This window comes from Belnapia sp. (genome assembly GCF_059504005.1).
Window position 1 is genome coordinate 199,222 of the sequence record NZ_JCACHU010000166.1, and the last position, 18,657, is coordinate 217,878.

An 18,657-nucleotide genomic window follows, 5' to 3' on the forward strand; every position below is an offset into this window, starting at 1 on the left:
CGGGAGGCGGTTCGGCGGGCTCAGGCAGCTCGGACATCGGGCATCGCTTCGATCGGGGCGGCGCGGCGGACCAGGATGGGGCCGAAGGCCCGGTCCTGCTGCAGCTCGATGGCGCCGCCGCGAGCGGTCTCGAGGGCGGCGATCAGGGTGCTGGCCAGCGCCGCGCGCTGCTCCACGGGGTCGGTCAGGCCCTCGGGGAGGAAGCGGTGCAGCACCGCCCAGTCCGGCAGGGCGCCGATCAGCCGGCCGAGCCGCGCCAGCGCATCCTGCACCGTCCAGAGCTTGCGGTGCTTCGGGGTGTAGGGGCGGCGGGCCAGGGCCCGGCGGCGGGCGGCGGCATAGGCCTGGAGCAGGGCGGGCAGGTCGGCATGGAGGCCGCTGCGATCCTCGACCCTGAGCTGCTCGGCGGCGCCGCGGCCGAAGACCTCGCGGCCGAGCTGGCAGCGCCCTGCCAGCCAGGCGGCGGCGAGGCGCATCCGCTCCAGCTCGGCCAAGCGGTCGGTCAGCGCGGAGGCGAGGGCCTCGGCGTCGACTTCCTCTGCCGGATCGGGCGGGACCAGCAGGCGGGACTTCAGCCAAGCGAGCCAGGCGGCCATCACCAGCCAGTCGGCCGCGAGCTCCAGCCGGACGCGGCGGGCCTGCTCCAGCACGGCGAGGAACTGGTCGACGAGCGCGATGATGGAGATCTTCTCGAGATCGACCTTCTGCGCCCGCGCCAGGTCGAGCAGCAGGTCGAGCGGGCCTTCGAAGCCGTCGAGGCGGAGATGCAGGACCAGCTGGGTCATTCGCCCCCTCCCCCATTGCCCGTGAGCAGCAGCACGAGGTCGAAGGCCTGGGCGATCACGTTGCGCAGTGCCCAGCCGACCGGGTCGACGCCTTCCGCGACTCGGGGCAGCAGGAAGACGCCGAAGAGTACGATGAGGATGCCCCAGCGCTCCAGCCGCATATAGGGCAGCGCCAGCGCCCGGGGCAGCAGGCCCGCCACGATCCGTCCGCCATCGAGCGGCGGAACGGGCAGCAGGTTGAACAGGCCGAGGACCAGGTTGGCAAGGATGGAATTGCCGATGAACCGGCCGAGCCACTGCAGCAGCTCGGGCGGCGCCGTGCCGTTGAGCGCCACCAGCGGATGGACCAGGAGGCCCGCGATCAGCGCCAGGGAGAAGTTCATCAGGGGGCCGGCGGCAGCGACCAGCATCATCCCCTGGCGCGGGTTGCGCAGCGCCCAAACATTCACCGGCACCGGCTTTGCCCAGCCGAACATGAACTCGACGCGGCCAAGGGTCAGCAGCTGGCCGAGCAGCAGAATGCCGGGCAGCAGCACGGTGCCGACCGGGTCGACATGGCGGATCGGGTTGAGGCTGAGGCGGCCGGCGAGCTTCGCCGTCGGGTCGCCGAGGGCGAGCGCGGCATAGCCATGCGCCGCCTCATGCAGGGTGATCGCCAGGATTGCGGCGAGCACCGCGGCTGCCAGCTCCGGCAGCCAGCCAAACCCCTCCGTCACGCGGCGGCCGTGAGCCGGGCGTCCAGGAGGGCGAGCAGGACGTCGGGGTCGAGTGCCTTGCGGGCGGCCTGCACCCGGGCGCGGGTCCCGGCCAGCCGGGCCTCGGCCGCATCGGACAGGGAGGGGCAGCCGGCAAGGACCGCGGCGCTGTCCTCGATCACCCCATTGCAGTGCAGGACGAGGTCGCAGCCGGCGGCGATGGAGGCGGCCGCGAGCTCGCCGGGCTCGCCCTCCAGCGCCTTCATGCAGAGGTCGTCGCTGACCAGCACGCCCTGGAAGCCGATGGCGCGGCGGATCACCTGGCCGATGACGACGGGGGAGAGGGTGGCCGGGCGCTCCGGATCCAGCTCCTCATAGACGATATGGGCGGTCATGGCCCAGGCGGCGATGTCGGCGAGCGCGGCGAAGGGACCGCAATCCTCGACCAGCATCTCGCGCGGGGCGGTGACGCGGGGCAGCTCGTAATGGCTGTCGACCATGGCTCGGCCGTGGCCGGGGATGTGCTTCAGCACCGGGATGCAGCCGGCCTGCTGCAGCCCCTCGGCCCAGGCGAGGCCGAGGCGGGCGACCTCGTCCGGGTCCTCGCTGAAGGCGCGGTCGCCGATGATGCCATGGGCGCCGGGCATCCGCAGGTCGAGCACCGGGGCGCAGACCACGTCGAAGCCGGCCTCGCGGCACATCAGGCCGTGGAGCGCGGCATTGGCGCGGGCAGCCTCCTCCGCGGCGCCCTCGAAGCGGGCGGCGGGCGGGAAGTCCGGCCAGTGCGGGGCGCGGAGGCGGGCGACGCGGCCGCCTTCCTGGTCGACCAGGATGGGTGCGGCCTCGCCCAGCTCCTCGCAGATGGCGGCGGTCAGGGCGCGCAACTGCGCGGGATCGGCGATGTTGCGGGCAAAGAGGATCACGCCGAGGGGAGGCGCGGCGCGCAGCAGCTCCCGCTCCTCCCCCGTCAGCGCATGGCCGGAGAGGCCGATGATGGCGGCGCGCGGCCGGGTCATGCCTGGGTCAGCCCCCGACCGGGTTGCAGGGGGCGGCCTTGGCCTGCACCGCGGCGCAGAGGGCGCGGGCGGCGGCGGCGCTGGCCAGGCCGCCGGCACGGAGGCGGTAGAGCGGCGGCTTCCCCTCGCGCTCGATGCGGGAGATGACGGGCTGGAAGGCGGCCAGCTCCGGGATGCGCTGCTGCAGGCGCTCCCACTCGCCGCGGGCCGACTCCTCGGAGCTCAGGGCGGCGAGCTGGACCATGGCCTTCCCGCTGGCGGCCGGGGCGATCGCAGGGACCGCGACCGGCGTCGGCGCCACGGGGCGCGGCGCGGGCGCGGCGACGGTCACCGAGGGCGGGGCGGCGGGGGCCACGGGGGCGGGCAGCGGCGCCGGGGGCGCAGCGTTCAGCGCGACCGGCGACGGGGCCGGCTCGGGCGGGGCGGCCTGGGGCGCGGGCGGGGCGGCCTGCTGGCGGAGCAGGTCGAGCGCCGGGCTCTCCGGCCCGCGGTCGAGCCGGGCGGTCGCGGTGACGTTGCGCTCGGCGGCGCGGCGGACCGAGGGCGGCTCCAGCACCAGCTGGTCCTGGTTTGGCACGACGAGGCCGCCCGGCGCCTCCGGGCGGATCTTCAACGGCCGGGCATCCGCCTCGATGGTCGGCACGACCCGGGCCCCCATGCGGGAGATGCCCCAATAGACCGCGCCGCCCACGGCCAGGGTGCCGAGCAGGCCGCCGGCGACCGCCAGCATGCGCCAATTCGGGCCCGGCTCGGCCGGCCGGGCGCGCCAGGATGGAACCGTGATATCGCTCACCGCATCTCCTCGACGGGCGTGACCCCCATCACCCTGAGGCCCGAGCGGATGACCGTCGCCGTCGCGGCAACCAGCGCGAGCCTCGCCCGCGTCGCCTCCGGCTCATCCCCCCGGATGAAGCGAAGGGTCGTGTCCTCTCGTCCCCTGTTCCACAATACGTGAAAATCGCCGGCCAAGTCATGGAGAAAGAAGGCGATGCGGTGCGGCTCGCGGGCCAGGGCCGCGGATTCCACCGTCCGCGGCCAGGCGGTGAGGCGGCGGATCAGGGCCAGCTCGGCCGGATCCGCCAGCGAATCGAGCGGCACCTGGGCCAGGTCCGCCGGGTCGCCGGCGCTGCGGAGGACGCTGCGGCAGCGGGCATGCGCATACTGGACGTAGAAGACCGGATTCTCCCGCGACTGCTCGACCACCTTGTCGAGGTCGAACTCCATCTGCGCATCGGCCTTGCGGGTCAGCATGGTGAAGCGGACGGCGTCGCGCCCGACCTCTTCGATCAGGTCGGCCAGCGTCACGTAGGTGCCGGCGCGCTTGCTCATCCGCACCGGCTCGCCGCCCTTCATCACCTTGACGATCTGGGTCAGCACCACGTCGAGCGGGACCGGGCGGTCGGCCGAGAGGGCGGCGACGGCGGCCTGCATGCGCCTGATGTAGCCGCCATGGTCGGCGCCCCAGACATGGACCAGCTCGTCGAAGCCGCGCGCCAGCTTGTCGGCATGGTTGCCGATGTCGTTGGCGAAATAGGTGTTGCTGCCGTCCGACTTGCGGAGCGGCCGGTCCACGTCGTCGCCGAAGCGGGTCGAGGCGAAGAGGGTCTGGGGCCGCGGCTCCCAGTCCTCGGGCGTCTTGCCCTTGGGCGGCTCGAGCACGCCCTCATAGACCAGGCCGCGCTCGGCGAGCGCGGCGATGGCGCGGTCGGCGACGCCGGCGCGGACCAGTTCCGCCTCGCTGATGAAGACGTCGTGGCGGACGCCGAGGGCGGCGAGGTCCTGGCGGATCTCGGCCATCATGGCATCGACCGTGAAGGGGCGGACGGTCTCCAGCCAGAGCGCCGGGTCGGCCGGGAGGGCGCCGGGGGCAAGGGCGTCGCCGTAGCGAGCCTTCAGCGCCTCGCCGACGGGGATGAGGTACTCGCCGCGGTATTGCAGGCCGCTGGGGGTGTTGGCCGCATATTCCTCCTCGGTCAGCGGCGTGCCGAGGGCCTGGAGGTAGCGCCAGTAGGCGGCCCAAGCGAGGGCTTGCACCTGCGCCCCGGCATCGTTGATGTAGTACTCCTTCGTGACCGCCCAGCCGGCCTTGTCGAGCAGGTTGGCCAGCGCGTCGCCCACCACGGCGCCGCGGCAATGGCCGACATGCATCGGCCCGGTCGGGTTGGCGGAGACGTATTCGACATCGGCGCGGCGGCCGGCGCCGACGGCGCTGTCGCCATAGGCCTCGGCGGCCTCCAGCATCACCGGGAGCTGGGCGCGGAGGAAATCCTCCCGCAGGCGGAGGTTGACGAAGCCGGGGCCGGCGGGGGCGGCGGACTCGACCTCCGGCAGGGTCGCGAGGCGCTCGGCCAGGGCGGCGGCGAGCTTCGGCGGCGGCTGACGGGCGGGCTTCGCCGCGACCAGGGCGGCATTGGTCGCCATGTCGCCATGGGCCGGGTCGCGCGGCGGCTCCATCTGCACCTTGGCGAAGGCCTCGGCGGGCAGCTCGGGCAGGAGCTCCTGCAGGGCGGCGATGGTGCGGGCGCGGAGGGCCGCGAAGATGTCGGTGCTGGTCATGCTGCGCTGCGGTTTAGCGCGGGGCGGGGCGGCTTGCCATGCGCCTTGCGGGATCAGCCCGGGATATTGGGGTCCGTCAGCCGCCGGTGCTCCTCGAGCGCGTAACGGTCGGTCATGCCGGCGATGTAGTCGCAGACGACGCGGGCGCAGGTGGGGCTGCCCGCCTCCCCTGCCCTCGCCCGCCAGTCGTCCGGCAGCATCTGCGGGCCGCCATGGAGAAGCTGGAAGAGCAGCTGGCTCACCCGCTTCGACTTCTGCATCGCCCGGTTCACCCGCCAGTGCCGGTACATGCGGGTGAAGAGGAAGTCGCGGATCGCCTGGTTCGCCTCGGCCATGGGGCGGGAGAAGGCGATGACCGGCTCGGCCGCGGCGCGGATGTCGTCGGCGCTCTGGGGGGCGACGGCGGCGATGCGGCGGCCTGCCTCCTGCACCACATCCTGGATCATCAGGTTGATGACGCGCCGGACGGTCTCCGTCACCAGCCGGTCGCGGGCGAGGCCGGGATGGAGGGCGAGGACTTCCCGATAGGCGTCGCCGATGAGCGGAAGGCCAGCGATGTCGTCGAGGGTCAGGATGCGGGCACGGATGCCGTCGTCGAGGTCATGGTTGTTGTAGGCGATGTCGTCGGCGAGCGCCGCGACCTGCGCCTCGGCCGAGGCGTGTGTCGTGAGGTCGAGCGGGTGGCGGCGGTCGTACTCGGCGATGAAGGCGGAGGGGCGGCGGAGCGGCCCGTTGTGCTTGGCCAGGCCCTCCAGCGTTTCCCAGGACAGGTTGAGGCCGTCGAAGCTGGCATAGCGGGCCTCGAGCGTGGTCACGACCTTCAGCGACTGGGCGTTGTGGTCGAAGCCGCCATAGGGGCGCATCTGGCTGTCGAGCGCCTCCTCCCCGGCATGGCCGAAGGGCGGGTGGCCGAGGTCATGGGCCAGCGCCAGCGCCTCCGCCAGATCCTCGTCGAGGCGGAGGCGGCGGGCCAGGCTGCGGGCGATCTGCGCGACTTCGAGGCTGTGGGTCAGCCGGGTGCGGAAGTAGTCGCCCTCGTGGAAGATGAAGACCTGGGTTTTGTATTGCAGCCGGCGGAAGGCGCCGGTGTGGATGATGCGGTCGCGGTCGCGCTGCCAGGGGGAGCGGGCATCGGCGGGCTCCGGATGCAGCCGGCCGCGGGAGTGGCGGGGATCGACGGCCCAGGCTGCGCGGGATTCGGGGGGCATGGCGCTGCCTAGCATGTGCGGGGGCAAGGTTGGAAATCAGGGCCCGGCGACCTTATCTTGGGGGCGAAGCTGATCGAGACCCTGCTCATGCCCGATGGTGCTGACCTTCCCCGTTTCCGTGTGACCCCACGCGCCGCCGCCCAGGTCGCCGACATCGTCCGCCGCGAGGGTCGGCCGGAGGCGGGGCTTCGCGTCTCGGTGAGCGCCGGGGGATGCTCCGGCTTCCAGTACGGCTTCGCGCTGGAGGAGGGCCCGGCGGCGGACGACCTGGTGGTGGAGGCCGCCGGCGTCCGGGTCTTCGTCGACAGCGTCTCGCTCGACCTGCTGGCAGGGTCCGAGCTGGACTGGAACGATGCGCTGATCGGGGCGCATTTCGTGGTGCGCAACCCGCAGGCGGTCTCGGGCTGCGGCTGCGGGGTGAGCTTCGCGGTCGGGTAGAGGCCGCCCCTTCCCCCTTACCAAGCGCTCCGCTTCCGGCGATGGTGGGGCCATGCTTCGCCTCGCCAGCTTCAACGTGAACTCGATCCGCCGCCGGGCGCCGCATGTGCGGCGCTTCCTCGAGCGGCATCAGCCGGACCTGCTCTTCCTGCAGGAGCTGAAATGCAGGTCCGATGAGTTCCCGCAGGGCGACTTCGAGGGCAGCGGCTACCGCATCCAGGCCATCGGGCAGCCGGGCGGGCGCAACGGCGTCGCCGTGCTCGGCCGCGTGGAGTTCGAGGTCACGGGCGAGTCCCTGCCGGGCGAGGCGGAGGACGACCATGCCCGCTTCGTCGCCGTCCGGGCGGCGGGGATGGAGGCGGCCGGGATCTACCTGCCGAACGGGAATTCGGGCGGCGGGGCCGGCTTCCAGTACAAACTGCGCTGGATGGAACGGCTGCGGGACTGGGTGGCGGCGCGGCTCGACGCCTTCATCCCGGTTGCGGTGCTTGGCGACTTTAATGTCTGCCCGACCGAGGCGGACCTCTCGCCCGGGGCGCTGCCGGCCACGGATGCGCTGGTACATCCCGAAACCCGGGCCCACTTCCGTGCCATCACCCATATCGGGATGACGGACTCGCTGCGGGCGCTGCACCCGCAGGAAGCGCCCTTCACCTACTGGGACTACGGGCCGGCCTTCAACATGAACCGCGGGCTGCGCATCGACCACGCCCTGCTCAGCCCGGAGCTGGCGGAGCGGCTGGCGGGCTGCGGGGTGGACACGGTCGCCCGGTCGGAGGACCAGCCGAGCGACCATGCGCCTGTCTGGGTGGAGCTGCGCTAGGGCCTGCCAGCTCAGGCCCGCATCCCTGCCCTTGCCTACCAGCGACGCCAGCCATACCCGTACCCGTAGGGACGCCCGTAATAGACGGCCGGCGGCGGCGGGGGCGGCGCGTAATAGTAGGGCCTGGCGTAGTAGGGCCGGGCCGGGGCGACGACGCAGCCGGACAGCAGGGCGAGCGCCGGCAGGAGCAGCAGCGGCAGCAGGGCTCGTTTCATGGCGGCCATTCCTCGTGACATGCGCCAATTGAGACGCGGACTCTGTGACCAAAGCTGGGCATGGCCGATGAAACTCCCGCCATCCGCGCGTCCCCGCCGGCGCAGCACGCGCTACTGGTCGGCGTAGCAATGCGTCTCCGCCCCGCCGCCCGGATGTGTGACGGCGCCGAGATGGGCGGGGCCGACCAACTGGGCGTATTTCCAGAGGGCGCCCGCATTGTAGTCCGTTTGGCGGGGCTGCCAGGCGGCGCGGCGGCGGGCGAGCTCCGCCTCCTCGACCAGCATGTCGATCGTGCCGCGCTCGGCGTCGATGACGATGCGGTCGCCGTTGCGGAGCAGGGCGATGGGGCCGCCGACCGCCGCTTCCGGCCCGACATGGCCGATGCAGAAGCCGCGCGTGGCGCCGCTGAACCGCCCGTCGGTGATGAGCGCCACGCTCTCGCCCATGCCCTGGCCGTAGATAGCGGCGGTGGTGGAGAGCATCTCGCGCATGCCCGGCCCGCCCTTCGGGCCCTCGTAGCGGATGACGATGACGTCGCCCGGCTTGTAGGCGCGCTGCTCGACGGCCTGGAAGGCCTCCTCCTCGCTGTCGAAGCAGAGGGCGGTGCCCTCGAAGCGGAGGGTCTTCATCCCGGCGACCTTCACGATGGCGCCGTCGGGGGCGAGGTTGCCCTTGAGGCCGACGACGCCGCCGGTCGGGGAGAGCGCCTGGCTCACCGGGTAGATGACGTCCTGGTTCTCGGGGAAGACGACGTCCTTGTGGTTCTCGGCGAGCGTCCGGCCGGTGACGGTCATGCAGTCGCCATGCAGCAGGCCGGCATCCAGCAGCGCCTTGATGATGACCGGGATGCCACCGACCTTGTGGACATCGTAGGCGACGTATTTCCCGCCCGGCTTCAGGTCGGCGATGTAGGGCGTGCGGCGCATGATGGCGACAACGTCGTCCATGGTGAAGCGGAGGCCGGCCTCATGCGCGATGGCGGGCAGATGCAGCCCGGCATTGGTGCTGCCGCCCGTGGCGCCGACGATGACGGCGGCATTCTCCAGCGACTTCAGCGTGACGATGTCACGCGGGCGGAGGTTGCGGCGCACCAGCTCCATCACCGCCCGCCCTGACTCCGCCGCCCAGCGGTCGCGCTCCTCGAAGGGGGCCGGCGTGCCGGCGGAGCCGGGGAGCGCGAGGCCGATCGCCTCCGAGACCGTCGCCATGGTGTTGGCGGTGAACTGGCCGCCGCAGGCGCCGGCCGAGGGGCAGGCGACGCATTCGAGCTCGTGCAGCTCCTCGTCCGAGAGGTTGCCGGCGGCGTGCTGGCCGACCGCCTCGAAGACATCGACCACGGTGACGTCGCGGCCCTTGTAGGTGCCCGGCAAAATCGAGCCGCCATACATGAAGACGGAGGGGATATTCAGCCGGAGCATCGCCATCATCATCCCCGGCAGCGACTTGTCGCAGCCGGCGAGGCCGACCAGCGCATCGTAGCAATGACCGCGGACCGTCAGCTCCACCGTGTCGGCGATGGCGTCGCGCGAGGCGAGCGAGGACTTCATCCCCTGGTGGCCCATGGCGATGCCGTCGGTGACGGTGATGGTGGTGAACTCGCGGGGCGTGCCGCCGCCCGCCTTCACGCCCTGCTTGACGCTCTGCGCCTGGCGGTGGAGGTCGATGTTGCAGGGCGCAGCCTCGTTCCAGCAGGTGGCGACGCCGACGAAGGGCTGGGCGATCTCGGCCTCGGTTAGGCCCATGGCATAGTAGTAGCTGCGGTGCGGGGCGCGCTCGGGGCCGACCGTGGTGTGGCGGCTGGGGAGCTTCGACTTGTCCCATTCGGTCATGGCGGCGGTCCTCCTCGGTTGGCCCGAGGCTGGCATAGGACGCCATGGGATGCCACCGGCCAGGGTGCCATGGCGGCACCCTCGGCCCGATGCGGCAGGGGCTACCCCGCGAGCCGCGCCATGGCGGCGTCGAGGCGGGCCATCTCGGCCTGGAAATTGGCCAGGCGCTCGCGGTTCTCCTCGACCACCTCCTCCTTGGCGCGGGCGACGAAGTCGGCATTGGCGAGCTTCGCCTCCACCTTCCTCGCCTCGGCCTCGGCCTTGGCGCGGTCCTTGGCGAGGCGGGCGCGCTCGGCGGCGAGGTCGATGACGCCGGCGAGCGGCAGGATCAGCGTTGCCTCGCCGAGCACGGCCTGGGCGACGCCCTTTGGCACCTCGCCCTCCAGCGGCACGATCTCGGTGACGCGGCCCAGGCGGCGCACCGCCTCGATCCAGCGTGCGGCGCGGGCCAAGTTTTCCGGCGCCGCGTCCTTCACCAGCAGCGGCGTGGTGATGGAGGGGGCGATGTTCACCTCGGCGCGGACGGCACGCAGCTCGGAGATGAGGCGGACGATCCAGTCCAGCTCCTCCCGCGCCGCCTCCGCCTCCGCGACGGGCATCGGCGCCGGCCAGGGGGCACGGATGAGGCTGCACTCCGGGCCATAGCCGAAGCGGTCCCAGAGCTCCTCGGTGACGAAGGGCATTGCCGGATGGAGCAGGCGGAGGATCAGGCCGAGGACATGCTGCGCGGCGCCCTTCACCTCGTCCTTCTCGGCGCCGTCCGGGCCGTTGAAGACGGGCTTGGCGAATTCGAGGAACCAGTCGCAGAAGCTGCCCCAGACGAAGCGGTAGCAGGCGGCCGCGTAGTCGTCGAAGCGGTAGGCCTCGAGGGCCGCATCCGCCTCCGCCACGGCAGTGTTGGCGGCGTCGAGCAGCCAGCGGGCGAGCGGCGTCCGCGCCTCGGCGGGATCCCAGCCGGGCTGGGGCGCGATGCCGTTCATCTCGCAGAAGCGGGCGGCATTCCACAGCTTGGTGGCGAAGCTGCGGTAGTCCTCGACGCGCTTGCGGCCGAGCTTCACGTCGCGGCCGGGGCCGGTGAGCGCGCAGATGGTGAAGCGAAGCGCGTCGGCGCCGTAGGCATCGATCAGCTCCAGGGGGTCCATGACGTTCCCCTTCGACTTCGACATCTTCTGGCCCTTCTCGTCGCGGACGAGGCCATGGATGTAGACCTGGCGGAAGGGGACATCGCCCATGAAGTGGTGTCCCATCATCATCATCCGGGCGACCCAGAAGAAGATGATGTCGAAGCCGGTGACCAGCACGTCGCCGGGGTAGTAGCGGTCGAGCTCGGGCGTCCTGTCGGGCCAGCCCAAGGTCGAGAAGGGCCAGAGGGCGCTGCTGAACCAGGTGTCGAGCACGTCCGGGTCGCGCTCAAGATCGTAGCCGGCAGCGAATTCGGGACCGTATTTCTCAGCCAGTAGTTGCCGCGCCTCCGCTTCGGTTCTCGCCACGAAGACTTCTCGGAACCCGTCCTCGCTAGTGCCTGGCCCGTACCAGGCCGGGATCCGATGTCCCCACCAAAGCTGGCGCGAGACGGTCCATGGCTGGATCTCCCGCATCCACGCGAAGAAGGTGTTCTCCCACTGCTTCGGGACGAACTGCGTGCGGCCGGACTCCACGGCCTCGATCGCCGGCTTCGCCAACGTCGCCGCATCGACATACCATTGCACCGTGAGCCTGGGCTCGAGCGGCACGCCACCGCGGTCTCCATGCGGGACCTGATGGACATGTGGCTCGACCCGAACCAGGAAACCAAGCTCTTCCAACTTGGCGACAATTGCCTTCCGGGCCACGAACCGGTCCTGGCCGTCGAGCTGCTGGAGGAACTCGCGCTCGGTGCCTTCGAGGAACAGGTCAAAGCCTATCGCGCCGAGATCGATGCGCCCTTCCGCATCGAGAATGTCGAGCATCGGCAGGCCGTGCCGCTTTCCGACCTCAAAATCGCTGAAGTCGTGCGCCGGGGTGATCTTCACCGCGCCGGTGCCCTTCTCCGGGTCGGAGTACTCGTCGGCGATGATGGGGATGCGGCGGGCGGTGAGCGGGAGAATCACCTGCTTGCCGACCAAGGCAGCGAAGCGGTCATCCCCGGGATGGACGGCAACCGCGGTGTCGCCCAGCATGGTCTCCGGGCGCGTCGTCGCCACCACGATCTCGCCGCCGCCCTCGACGGGATAGCGGATGTGCCAGAGGCTGCCCTTCACCTCGCGGCTCTCGACCTCGAGGTCGGAGATCGCCGTCTGCAGCTTGGGGTCCCAGTTGACCAGGCGGCGGTCCCGGTAGATCAGCCCCTGCTTGTGCAGGGTGACGAAGACCTCGCGGACGGCCTTTGACAGGCCCTCATCCATGGTGAAGCGCTCGCGCGGCCAGTCGAGGCTGGCCCCCAGCCGGCGGAGCTGCTTGGTGATGGTGCCGCCGCTCTCGGCCTTCCACTGCCAGACGCGGTCGAGGAAGGCGGCGCGGCCCATGCTGCGCCGGTCCTGGTTGCCCTCCGTGGCGAGCAGGCGCTCCACTACCATCTGCGTGGCAATGCCGGCATGGTCGGTGCCGGGCTGCCAGAGCGCGTCGCGCCCCTGCATCCGCCGCCAGCGGACCAGCGTGTCCTGGATGGTGAAGGTCAGCGCATGACCCATGTGGAGGCTGCCGGTGACGTTCGGCGGCGGGATCATGATGGTGAAGGGCGCGGCGGCCGAGGCCGGGTCGCAGGCGAAGGCGCCCGAGCTCTCCCAGCCTTCGTAGAGGCGGGTCTCGAAACTGCCCGGGGTGAGGGTCTTGTCCAGCATGGCGCATCCGTCCCCTGCCGGCCAGGCGCCGTCAAGGGGTGACGCAGGCCGGCCCGCGATCGGCCCGGACGAGGGCGCCTTCGGGCTTCCATCGCCCGCTCTGCCCGGAGGCAAGGCGGTGCGGGGTTCAGCTCAGGCCGCGGCCGACGACGCGCTCGATCTCCGCCCGGACCAGCCGTTCGACCAGGCCGGGAAGGTGCTGGTCGAGCCATTCCTTCAACAGGGGGCGGAGCTCCTCGCGGACCACATCCTCGATGCTCGGGCCGCCACGGGTGACCGCGGCGCTGCGATCCTGGGAGACGGCGCGCAGCAGGCTGCCGATGGCGGCCGTCGCGGCGGCGGCCACGGCGGGGGCGACCAGCGTCTCGGCCGGCGGCGGGGGGTCGGGGACGGGCTCCGGCGGCGGGACGGCGAGGACGGGCGGCGCCGGCTCGGGCTCCGGGGCGGTGGCGGGCGCTTCCGGCGGAGGCGCCGGCGGGGCTGCAGTCGGCTCCTGCACCAACATGTCCTCTGTCAGGGTGAGCGGCTCGGTGCCGGGCGGCTGGGCGGCCGGACCGGGCTCGTCCTCGTTGAGGATGCGGCGGATGGAGGCCAGGATGTCCTCCATGCTGGGATCGGCGGGCGGGCCACCGGGCTGGGCCTGGCGCTCCTCGGCCATCAGCGGCGCTCCGCCACGCCGGAGTAGTCGCCGAGGCCGATCCAGCGGTTGCGCACCTCGTTGTAGTAGGCGCGCATGTCATAGGGCTCGACGGCAAGGCCGAGATCGCTCGCGGTCAGCCGGCCGATGGTGGCGGCCAGGGCGTAAGACTGCTGGACAACGGTCGACAGGGCCTGGACCAGGCTGGTGCGGGCGTTCAGCAGCTCCTGCTCGGCATTCAGCACGTCGAGCGTGGTGCGGCTGCCGACGATCGCCTCGCGCTGCACGCCGTCGAGCGCGATCTCCGCGGCGCGGATCTGCGAGCGGACGCTGTCGACCTGGGCCCGCGAGCTCTGCAGCCGCTCCCAGGCCTCGGTCGCCTGCTGGACGACCGTGCGGCGCTGGTCGTCGACCGTCTGGCGGAACTGCTGGGCGGTCTGCCGGGCCTGGCGGACAGCGGAGTACTCGGCACCGCCCTGGTAGAGCGGCACGGTGAGGTTGGCCGTGACCTGGGCGAAGGTCTGGCGGGTGTGGTTGGTGATCTGGTTGTCGGAGCGGCCGGCCTGGGTGTTCACGCTGAGCGTCGGCGACAGGGCCGAGAGCTGGATGTTGACGTTGTCCTGCGCCCCGGCCTGATCGAACAGGGCAGCGACGACATTGGGGTTGTTGGCGGCCGCGGCCTGGGCCACCTCCTGGCCGGTGCGGAGCGGCACGCGGAGCGGCTGGGGCGCCACCAGCGTGCCCGGCGGCAGGCCGACCAGGCGCTGGAAGGTGGCACGGGAGATCTGCAGGTTGCCCTCGGCCTGGGCGCGCTGGGACCGGGCGCCGGCGAGGCGCGATTCGGCCTGGGCGACGTCGGTGCGGGTGATCTCGCCGACGCGGAAGCGCTCATTCGTCGCGCGGAGCTGCTCGGTCAGCACCTGCTCGTTGTTGATATTGAGGCGCAGCAGCTCCTGGTCGCGGATGACGCCGACATAGGCCGTCACCGTGTCCTGCATCACCTGCTGCTCGGTGGCCAGCAGGCGGGCGCGCTGGGCGAGCACTTGGTTCTCGGCGCGACGGGTGGTGGCGACGGTGCGGCCGCCGCGGAAGATCGGTTGGGTGATGGTGACGGAGTTGGTGGCGGGCGTCCGATCCACGTGGTTGGAAATGCCGACGTCGCGGATGCCACCGGTTACCGGGTCTCGTGCCTGAGTGAGCGTCCGGGTCCGGCTGTCCGTGAAGCCGAAGCTGTTGGTGATCGAGACGGTCGGCCGCCAGCCGGCCAGCGCCTGGGGCACGTTCTCGTCGACCGCACGGAGCTGGGCCCGGGCGGCGAGCAGAGTCGGGTTGTTGGCATAGGCCTGGGCCAGGGCATCCGCCAGGGTCTGGGCGCGGGCCTGCGGCGCCAGGGCCACCAGGGCCGCTGGGACGATCAGGGCGGCGGTCAGCACCGGAAAGAGGCGGGTCGAACTCATCTTGAGCCTATCCTTACGGAGCAAGATTAATATGGTGCTATAGCAGTCGCGAGCCTGTCGCGGCTGCCTAAAAGACGAAGCCAGGGCGCCGAGCGAAGGCCGGCAGCGGCGCGGTCGCGCAGTCGAAGGCGGTCACCGTGCTGAAGCTGCCGCCGAGCTTCTGCCCGAGCACCGCCTTGCCCTGGCGCCGCCCGACCCCGATCACGGCCACCAGCCGGCCGCCTTCGGCCAGCTGTTCGGCGAGGACGGCGGGAATCTCGGGGATCTCGCCCTCGATCAGAATGACGTCGTAAGGCGCCCCTGCCGCGAAGCCCTGGGCCGGGTCGGCGGGCTCCAGCCGCACGGCGCCGGCGGGCAGGCAGGCCGGCAGCGCGGCCCGGGCGATCTCGAGCAGCGGCGCATCGGTCTCCAGCGCGGTGACGCGGGCGCCCATCCGGGCCAGCACGGCGGCGCCATAGCCGGTGCCGGCGCCGGAGACGAGGGCCCGGGCGCCGGCACGAGGGGCGGCAAGCTGGACGAGCCGGGCCAGCACCATCGGCTCCATCATCGCCCGGCCGCCGGGCAGCGGGATGTCCTCGTCGGTATAGGCCCGGGCCATGGCGGCGCGGGGCAGGAAGCGCTCCCGCGGCAGGTCGCGCATCGCCTCCAGCAGGCGGGGATCGGTCACCTTGTTGGGGCGAAGCTGTCCGTCCACCATACGCTTGCGCGCATCCGCGTAGTCCATGAGGCGCAATCTCCAGCCGCCGCCGCTGGGCGGTCCTTTCGGCCGAGGGGTTATAGGGGGGGCGCCCCCCCGGCGCCAAGCGGCCGTGTTGCGGCGCACGCTTGACCTGCTGCCGCTGTGGCTCCAAAGAGGCGGGGCGCACGAGGCTTGCCTCGGCGGTCCGGTGGCCGAGTGGTCAGGCACAGGTCTGCAAAACCTGCTACGGCGGTTCAATTCCGCCCCGGACCTCCAAGGTGGCTCTCGTGGGGGCTTTCATCGCCGGCGGTGCCCTGCTATAGGCGCCGCCCACTGGCTGATCCGGCGTGGCGCAGCGGTAGCGCAGCGGACTGTTAATCCGTTGGTCGTTGGTTCGAATCCAACCGCCGGAGCCATCCAACCAGCCGCATCCCGGAAGTCCCGGCCGCTACGAGAGAGAGCCTTGCCCGGCCTCAGCGGAAGCCGAAGCCTATGCTGAAGCCCGGACGGACGACGAAGGCCGGCGGCGGCGGTGCGTAGTAGACCGGGGGCGGCGCATAGACCACGGCCGGCGGACGGTAGTAGACCGGCGGCGGATAGTAGACCCTCGGCGGCGGCACGACATAATAGCCCGGCGGCGGCGCGTAGACATAGCCAGGCGGGCCCCATTGAGCCTGCGCCGACGAAGCCAGGCCAGCCATGACGAGAGCCCCGGCCGCTGCTGCGGCGATCCTCGAAAGCGGCATGAGACGACCTTTCGCGTCCTGAACGCCTGCCATCATCGCCATGGCGGATGCTGGCCGATGGCCTCGGTATGCCGTCCCGCTATTTGCCGGCGCCTCTACCGCAGCGTTAACGATTGCCAACATGGGCGATGGTGCGATCGCGCCGGCGCTCACGCCCTGCCTTGCCCGCGCCCCCTGCCCCGTCTTATCGATGGCGCATGGACATTCCCCGCATCGGCCACAATGGCGGCCCGCCGCTCGACCCCGAAGAAAGCTGGCGCGGTTATGTCTGGCGTCGGGCCCACAAGCGCGCCTGGAAGACGCCGCCGCGGGAGATCGCCCTTCGCCGGCTCACCCGCGCTGAGGAGCTGGGCATGAGCTACAAGGACTACACGCTCGAGATCCTGGAACGCGGACGCTACCTGTGAGCGGGATGGCCCTGTTCCGGCTCGCCGTGGCGGTGGGCGGGCTGGTGCCGGTGCTGGCCGGGCTCGGGGGGATGCTGGCCGGGCCGGCGATGCTCGGGGCCGAGGCGGGGGCGGATGAGGACAGCCATTTCCGCTACCTCTCCGGCCTGCTGCTCGGCATCGGGCTCGGCTTCTGGAGCACGCTCGACGATCCGGCCCGGCATGCGGGGCGCTTCCGGCTGCTGACGGCGATCGTGGTGCTAGGCGGGGTCGGGCGCCTCTTCGGGCTGATGGTGCGGGGCGTGCCGGGGACGCCGATGCTGGCCGCGCTAGTGATGGAGCTGGTGGTGACGCCGCTGCTCTGCCTCTGGCAGGCGAGGCTGGCGCGGTGAGGCGCGGGCTGGTCGTCGGCCTCGTCGCGCTGCTGTCGGTCGGTTTCGTCTTCCGCAACCAGCTCGGCGACGGCTTCACCCTGCTGCTGGGCGACCGGCATGATGCGGTGATCGAGCTGTCGATCCTGGAGCATTGGGTCAATGTCCTGGCCGGGCGCTCGGCCTGGGACCGGACGGACTACTTCCATCCGGTGCCAGGGACGCTCGGCTACAATGACGGCTATCTCGTCTTCGGCCTGCTGCAGGCCGGGTTCCGGGCGGCAGGGGCGGACCCCTTCCTCGGCGGCGAGCTGGTCAACATGGCGATGCGGCTGATCGGCTTCCTCGGCGCTTATGCGCTGGGACGTCGCGCGGTCGGGCTCAGCTGGGGCTGGGCGCTGCTGGGGGCGGCGCTGTTCACGGTCAGCAACAACCTCTTCATCCGCGGCAGCCATGCGCAGCTCTTCAGCGTCGGGCTGGTGCCGGTGCTGGCGCTGCTGCTGCATGGCGCGCTGGCGGCGCTGCTCGAGGGGCGGCGGCGGGCGCTGCTGGGCTGGGGGGCGGGCTTCGCGCTGGGCTTCGCCGCCAGCCTGATGACGGGCTTCTACATGGCCTGGTATTTCGCCTGGTGCGGCGGGGTGATGCTGCTGGCCTGGCTGGCGGTCGCGGGGCGGCCGGCGCGGCGGCGGCTGCTCGGTGCGATGCGGGCGCAGGCGGCGGCGCTGGCGGCGATTGCGGCTCTGGCCGTGACCGCCGAGATTCCGTTCCTCTTGCTCTACCTGCCGAAGGCGGCCGAGACCGGGATGCACCCCTGGGCGGATGTGCTGAGGCATGTCCCCTCCCCGCTCGACATCATCCATGTCGGCGAGGCGAATTACCTGTGGGGCTGGCTGGTGCGGGCGATGAACGGCGCGTTCCGCCCGGGCTTTCCCTTCTGGTCCGAGGTGATGACGGGAATGCCGCCGCTGCTGCTGCTGGTCTTCGTCGCCGCGCTGCTCTGGCTCTGGCGCGGCGGGGGCGAGGCGCCGCCGGGGCGCGTGGCGATGCTGCGGGCGCTCGCTATCGCCGTGCTGGCGACCTGGGCGCTCAGCCTGCAGATCGGCGGCGTGACGGGATGGTCGCTGGTCTATGGCCTCGTGCCGGGGGCGAAGGCGGCGCGAGTGGTGGCGCGCTACCAGATCTTCCTCACCCTGCCGGTGGTGGTGCTGGCGATGGCGGTGCTGTCGGCCGAGGCGCGCCGCCTGCCGCGGCTGGCGGTCGGCCTGCTCTGCGCGCTTTTGCTGGCGGAGGAGGCGAATGGCTATGCGCCCCGCTTCGTCGACCGGCCGCTGGAGGCGGGGCGGCTGGCAGCGGTGCCGCCGGCGCCTGCGGCGTGCCGGGCCTTCTATGTCTCCGCCGCGCGGCAGGACAGCCGCTTCGGCGAGGCGGTTGCCGATCCCTACAACCACAACACCGAGGCGATGCTGGTGGCTGCGGTGCGGCACGTGCCGACGATCAACGGCATATCCACCTTCAACCCGCCCTACTGGCCCGAGGCGATCCCGGAGGAGCCGCAATACCTGGCGCAGGTGCAGGCCTATGCCGCCCATTGGGGCGTGACGGGGCTTTGCGCGCTCGACCTGCAGCGCTTCGTCTGGAGCGCGCCGCAGTAGCTTGCGCGATGCGCGCCCGTTGGCCATGATCGCCGGGGGAGAGATGCAGTAGCGGCTGACAGCGTCAGCCTGCCGCCGCGGGGCGCAGGCAGAGCGAGGTTTGCGCCATGCCTGCTCAACACGAAATTCCTGCAACGCCCGAGACGCTGGTCTGGGGCTCGCTCGATGCGGCGACGCCGCCGGTGCTGACCGTGGAGTCCGGCGACGTGGTGGCGATCACCGCCATGCCGGCCGGCGGCATGCCCGCCTTCCCGCCCGATGCGGCGCTGGTGTCAGCTGAGTACCGCGCGGCCGTTGAGGGCGTGCGGCAGGGGCCGGGGGCGCATTTCGTCAACCGCCCCGTC

General features: G+C 71.7%; 18 protein-coding genes, 2 tRNA genes and 1 pseudogene. 8 read left to right on the plus strand and 13 right to left on the minus strand.

Annotation, left to right across the window (positions count from 1 at the left end; translation table 11 throughout):
* Positions 1 to 20: 20 nt before the first annotated feature.
* Genes AC5JJ1_RS26540 through AC5JJ1_RS26565 form a run of 6 tightly spaced genes read right to left on the minus strand, consistent with a single transcriptional unit; the run spans position 21 to position 6,260 of the window.
* Positions 21 to 785 (minus strand): segregation and condensation protein A, encoded by a 765-nt coding sequence (locus AC5JJ1_RS26540; protein ID WP_495788129.1) that lies wholly within the window; start codon positions 783 to 785, stop codon positions 21 to 23.
* Positions 782 to 1,501 carry a site-2 protease family protein gene (locus tag AC5JJ1_RS26545; RefSeq protein WP_495788130.1) on the minus strand — a complete coding sequence of 240 codons (720 nt, stop codon included), beginning with the start codon at positions 1,499 to 1,501 and terminating at the stop codon, positions 782 to 784. Before AC5JJ1_RS26545 ends, AC5JJ1_RS26540 begins: the two co-directional genes overlap by 4 nt.
* Entirely contained in the window at positions 1,498 to 2,496 is a 999-nt protein-coding gene (gene nagZ / locus AC5JJ1_RS26550; RefSeq protein ID WP_495788131.1) for a beta-N-acetylhexosaminidase, read from the minus strand. Before nagZ ends, AC5JJ1_RS26545 begins: the two co-directional genes overlap by 4 nt.
* Before the next feature lie 7 nt (positions 2,497 to 2,503).
* Positions 2,504 to 3,289 carry an SPOR domain-containing protein gene (locus AC5JJ1_RS26555; RefSeq protein ID WP_495788132.1) on the minus strand — a complete coding sequence of 262 codons (786 nt, stop codon included), beginning with the start codon at positions 3,287 to 3,289 and terminating at the stop codon, positions 2,504 to 2,506.
* A complete protein-coding gene (gene argS, locus AC5JJ1_RS26560) occupies positions 3,286 to 5,052 on the minus strand; it encodes an arginine--tRNA ligase (RefSeq protein ID WP_495788133.1) in 1,767 nt (588 codons plus the stop codon). Before argS ends, AC5JJ1_RS26555 begins: the two co-directional genes overlap by 4 nt.
* A gap of 53 nt (positions 5,053 to 5,105) precedes the next feature.
* The gene (locus AC5JJ1_RS26565; RefSeq protein WP_495788134.1) at positions 5,106 to 6,260 is read right to left on the minus strand and encodes a deoxyguanosinetriphosphate triphosphohydrolase; all 1,155 of its coding nucleotides are present in this window, start codon (positions 6,258 to 6,260) and stop codon (positions 5,106 to 5,108) included.
* Positions 6,261 to 6,380: 120 nt separating this feature from the next.
* On the opposite strand from AC5JJ1_RS26565, the gene AC5JJ1_RS26570 reads away from it, so the two are divergent.
* Both AC5JJ1_RS26570 and xth read left to right on the plus strand, forming a co-directional pair.
* Entirely contained in the window at positions 6,381 to 6,698 is a 318-nt protein-coding gene (locus AC5JJ1_RS26570; protein WP_495788135.1) for a HesB/IscA family protein, read from the plus strand.
* Between the two features lie 52 nt (positions 6,699 to 6,750).
* On the plus strand, positions 6,751 to 7,521 hold the full coding sequence (gene xth / locus AC5JJ1_RS26575; protein WP_495788136.1) for an exodeoxyribonuclease III: 771 nt from the start codon (positions 6,751 to 6,753) through the stop codon (positions 7,519 to 7,521).
* A gap of 35 nt (positions 7,522 to 7,556) precedes the next feature.
* Here the strand turns inward: xth and AC5JJ1_RS26580 are convergent, their stop codons facing one another.
* The 6 genes from AC5JJ1_RS26580 to AC5JJ1_RS26605 form a co-directional block, all read right to left on the minus strand.
* Entirely contained in the window at positions 7,557 to 7,736 is a 180-nt protein-coding gene (locus tag AC5JJ1_RS26580) for a hypothetical protein (RefSeq protein ID WP_495788137.1), read from the minus strand.
* Positions 7,737 to 7,847: 111 nt separating this feature from the next.
* Positions 7,848 to 9,566 (minus strand): dihydroxy-acid dehydratase, encoded by a 1,719-nt coding sequence (gene ilvD / locus AC5JJ1_RS26585; protein WP_495788138.1) that lies wholly within the window; start codon positions 9,564 to 9,566, stop codon positions 7,848 to 7,850.
* A gap of 101 nt (positions 9,567 to 9,667) precedes the next feature.
* The gene (locus AC5JJ1_RS26590) at positions 9,668 to 12,385 is read right to left on the minus strand and encodes a valine--tRNA ligase (RefSeq protein ID WP_495788139.1); all 2,718 of its coding nucleotides are present in this window, start codon (positions 12,383 to 12,385) and stop codon (positions 9,668 to 9,670) included.
* Between the two features lie 127 nt (positions 12,386 to 12,512).
* On the minus strand, positions 12,513 to 13,043 hold the full coding sequence (locus tag AC5JJ1_RS26595; protein WP_495788140.1) for a DUF2497 domain-containing protein: 531 nt from the start codon (positions 13,041 to 13,043) through the stop codon (positions 12,513 to 12,515).
* Positions 13,043 to 14,479 (minus strand): TolC family outer membrane protein, encoded by a 1,437-nt coding sequence (locus tag AC5JJ1_RS26600; protein WP_495788141.1) that lies wholly within the window; start codon positions 14,477 to 14,479, stop codon positions 13,043 to 13,045. The genes AC5JJ1_RS26595 and AC5JJ1_RS26600 overlap by 1 nt, the downstream gene beginning before the upstream one ends.
* Before the next feature lie 67 nt (positions 14,480 to 14,546).
* Positions 14,547 to 15,203, minus strand: coding sequence for a protein-L-isoaspartate O-methyltransferase family protein (locus tag AC5JJ1_RS26605; RefSeq protein ID WP_495788142.1), 657 nt, complete (start codon positions 15,201 to 15,203; stop codon positions 14,547 to 14,549).
* Positions 15,204 to 15,360: 157 nt separating this feature from the next.
* Here AC5JJ1_RS26605 and AC5JJ1_RS26610 point away from each other — a divergent pair.
* Both AC5JJ1_RS26610 and AC5JJ1_RS26615 read left to right on the plus strand, forming a co-directional pair.
* Positions 15,361 to 15,434: transfer RNA gene (locus AC5JJ1_RS26610), tRNA-Cys, on the plus strand.
* Between the two features lie 65 nt (positions 15,435 to 15,499).
* Positions 15,500 to 15,574 (plus strand) — tRNA-Asn (locus tag AC5JJ1_RS26615).
* A 57-nt stretch (positions 15,575 to 15,631) separates the two neighbouring features.
* Here AC5JJ1_RS26615 and AC5JJ1_RS26620 read toward each other — a convergent pair.
* Entirely contained in the window at positions 15,632 to 15,859 is a 228-nt protein-coding gene (locus tag AC5JJ1_RS26620) for a hypothetical protein (protein WP_495788143.1), read from the minus strand.
* A gap of 242 nt (positions 15,860 to 16,101) precedes the next feature.
* Here AC5JJ1_RS26620 and AC5JJ1_RS26625 point away from each other — a divergent pair, with 242 nt between their 5' ends.
* The 4 genes and pseudogenes from AC5JJ1_RS26625 to AC5JJ1_RS26640 form a co-directional block, all read left to right on the plus strand.
* On the plus strand, positions 16,102 to 16,311 hold the full coding sequence (locus tag AC5JJ1_RS26625; protein WP_495788144.1) for a hypothetical protein: 210 nt from the start codon (positions 16,102 to 16,104) through the stop codon (positions 16,309 to 16,311).
* Between the two features lie 5 nt (positions 16,312 to 16,316).
* Complete coding sequence (locus tag AC5JJ1_RS26630; protein ID WP_495788151.1) at positions 16,317 to 16,682, plus strand: DUF4345 domain-containing protein; 366 nt, start codon at positions 16,317 to 16,319, stop codon at positions 16,680 to 16,682.
* Positions 16,679 to 18,313 carry a hypothetical protein gene (locus tag AC5JJ1_RS26635; RefSeq protein ID WP_495788145.1) on the plus strand — a complete coding sequence of 545 codons (1,635 nt, stop codon included), beginning with the start codon at positions 16,679 to 16,681 and terminating at the stop codon, positions 18,311 to 18,313. Before AC5JJ1_RS26630 ends, AC5JJ1_RS26635 begins: the two co-directional genes overlap by 4 nt.
* Before the next feature lie 107 nt (positions 18,314 to 18,420).
* Positions 18,421 to 18,657: pseudogene (locus AC5JJ1_RS26640) on the plus strand (acetamidase/formamidase family protein); the annotation flags it as partial.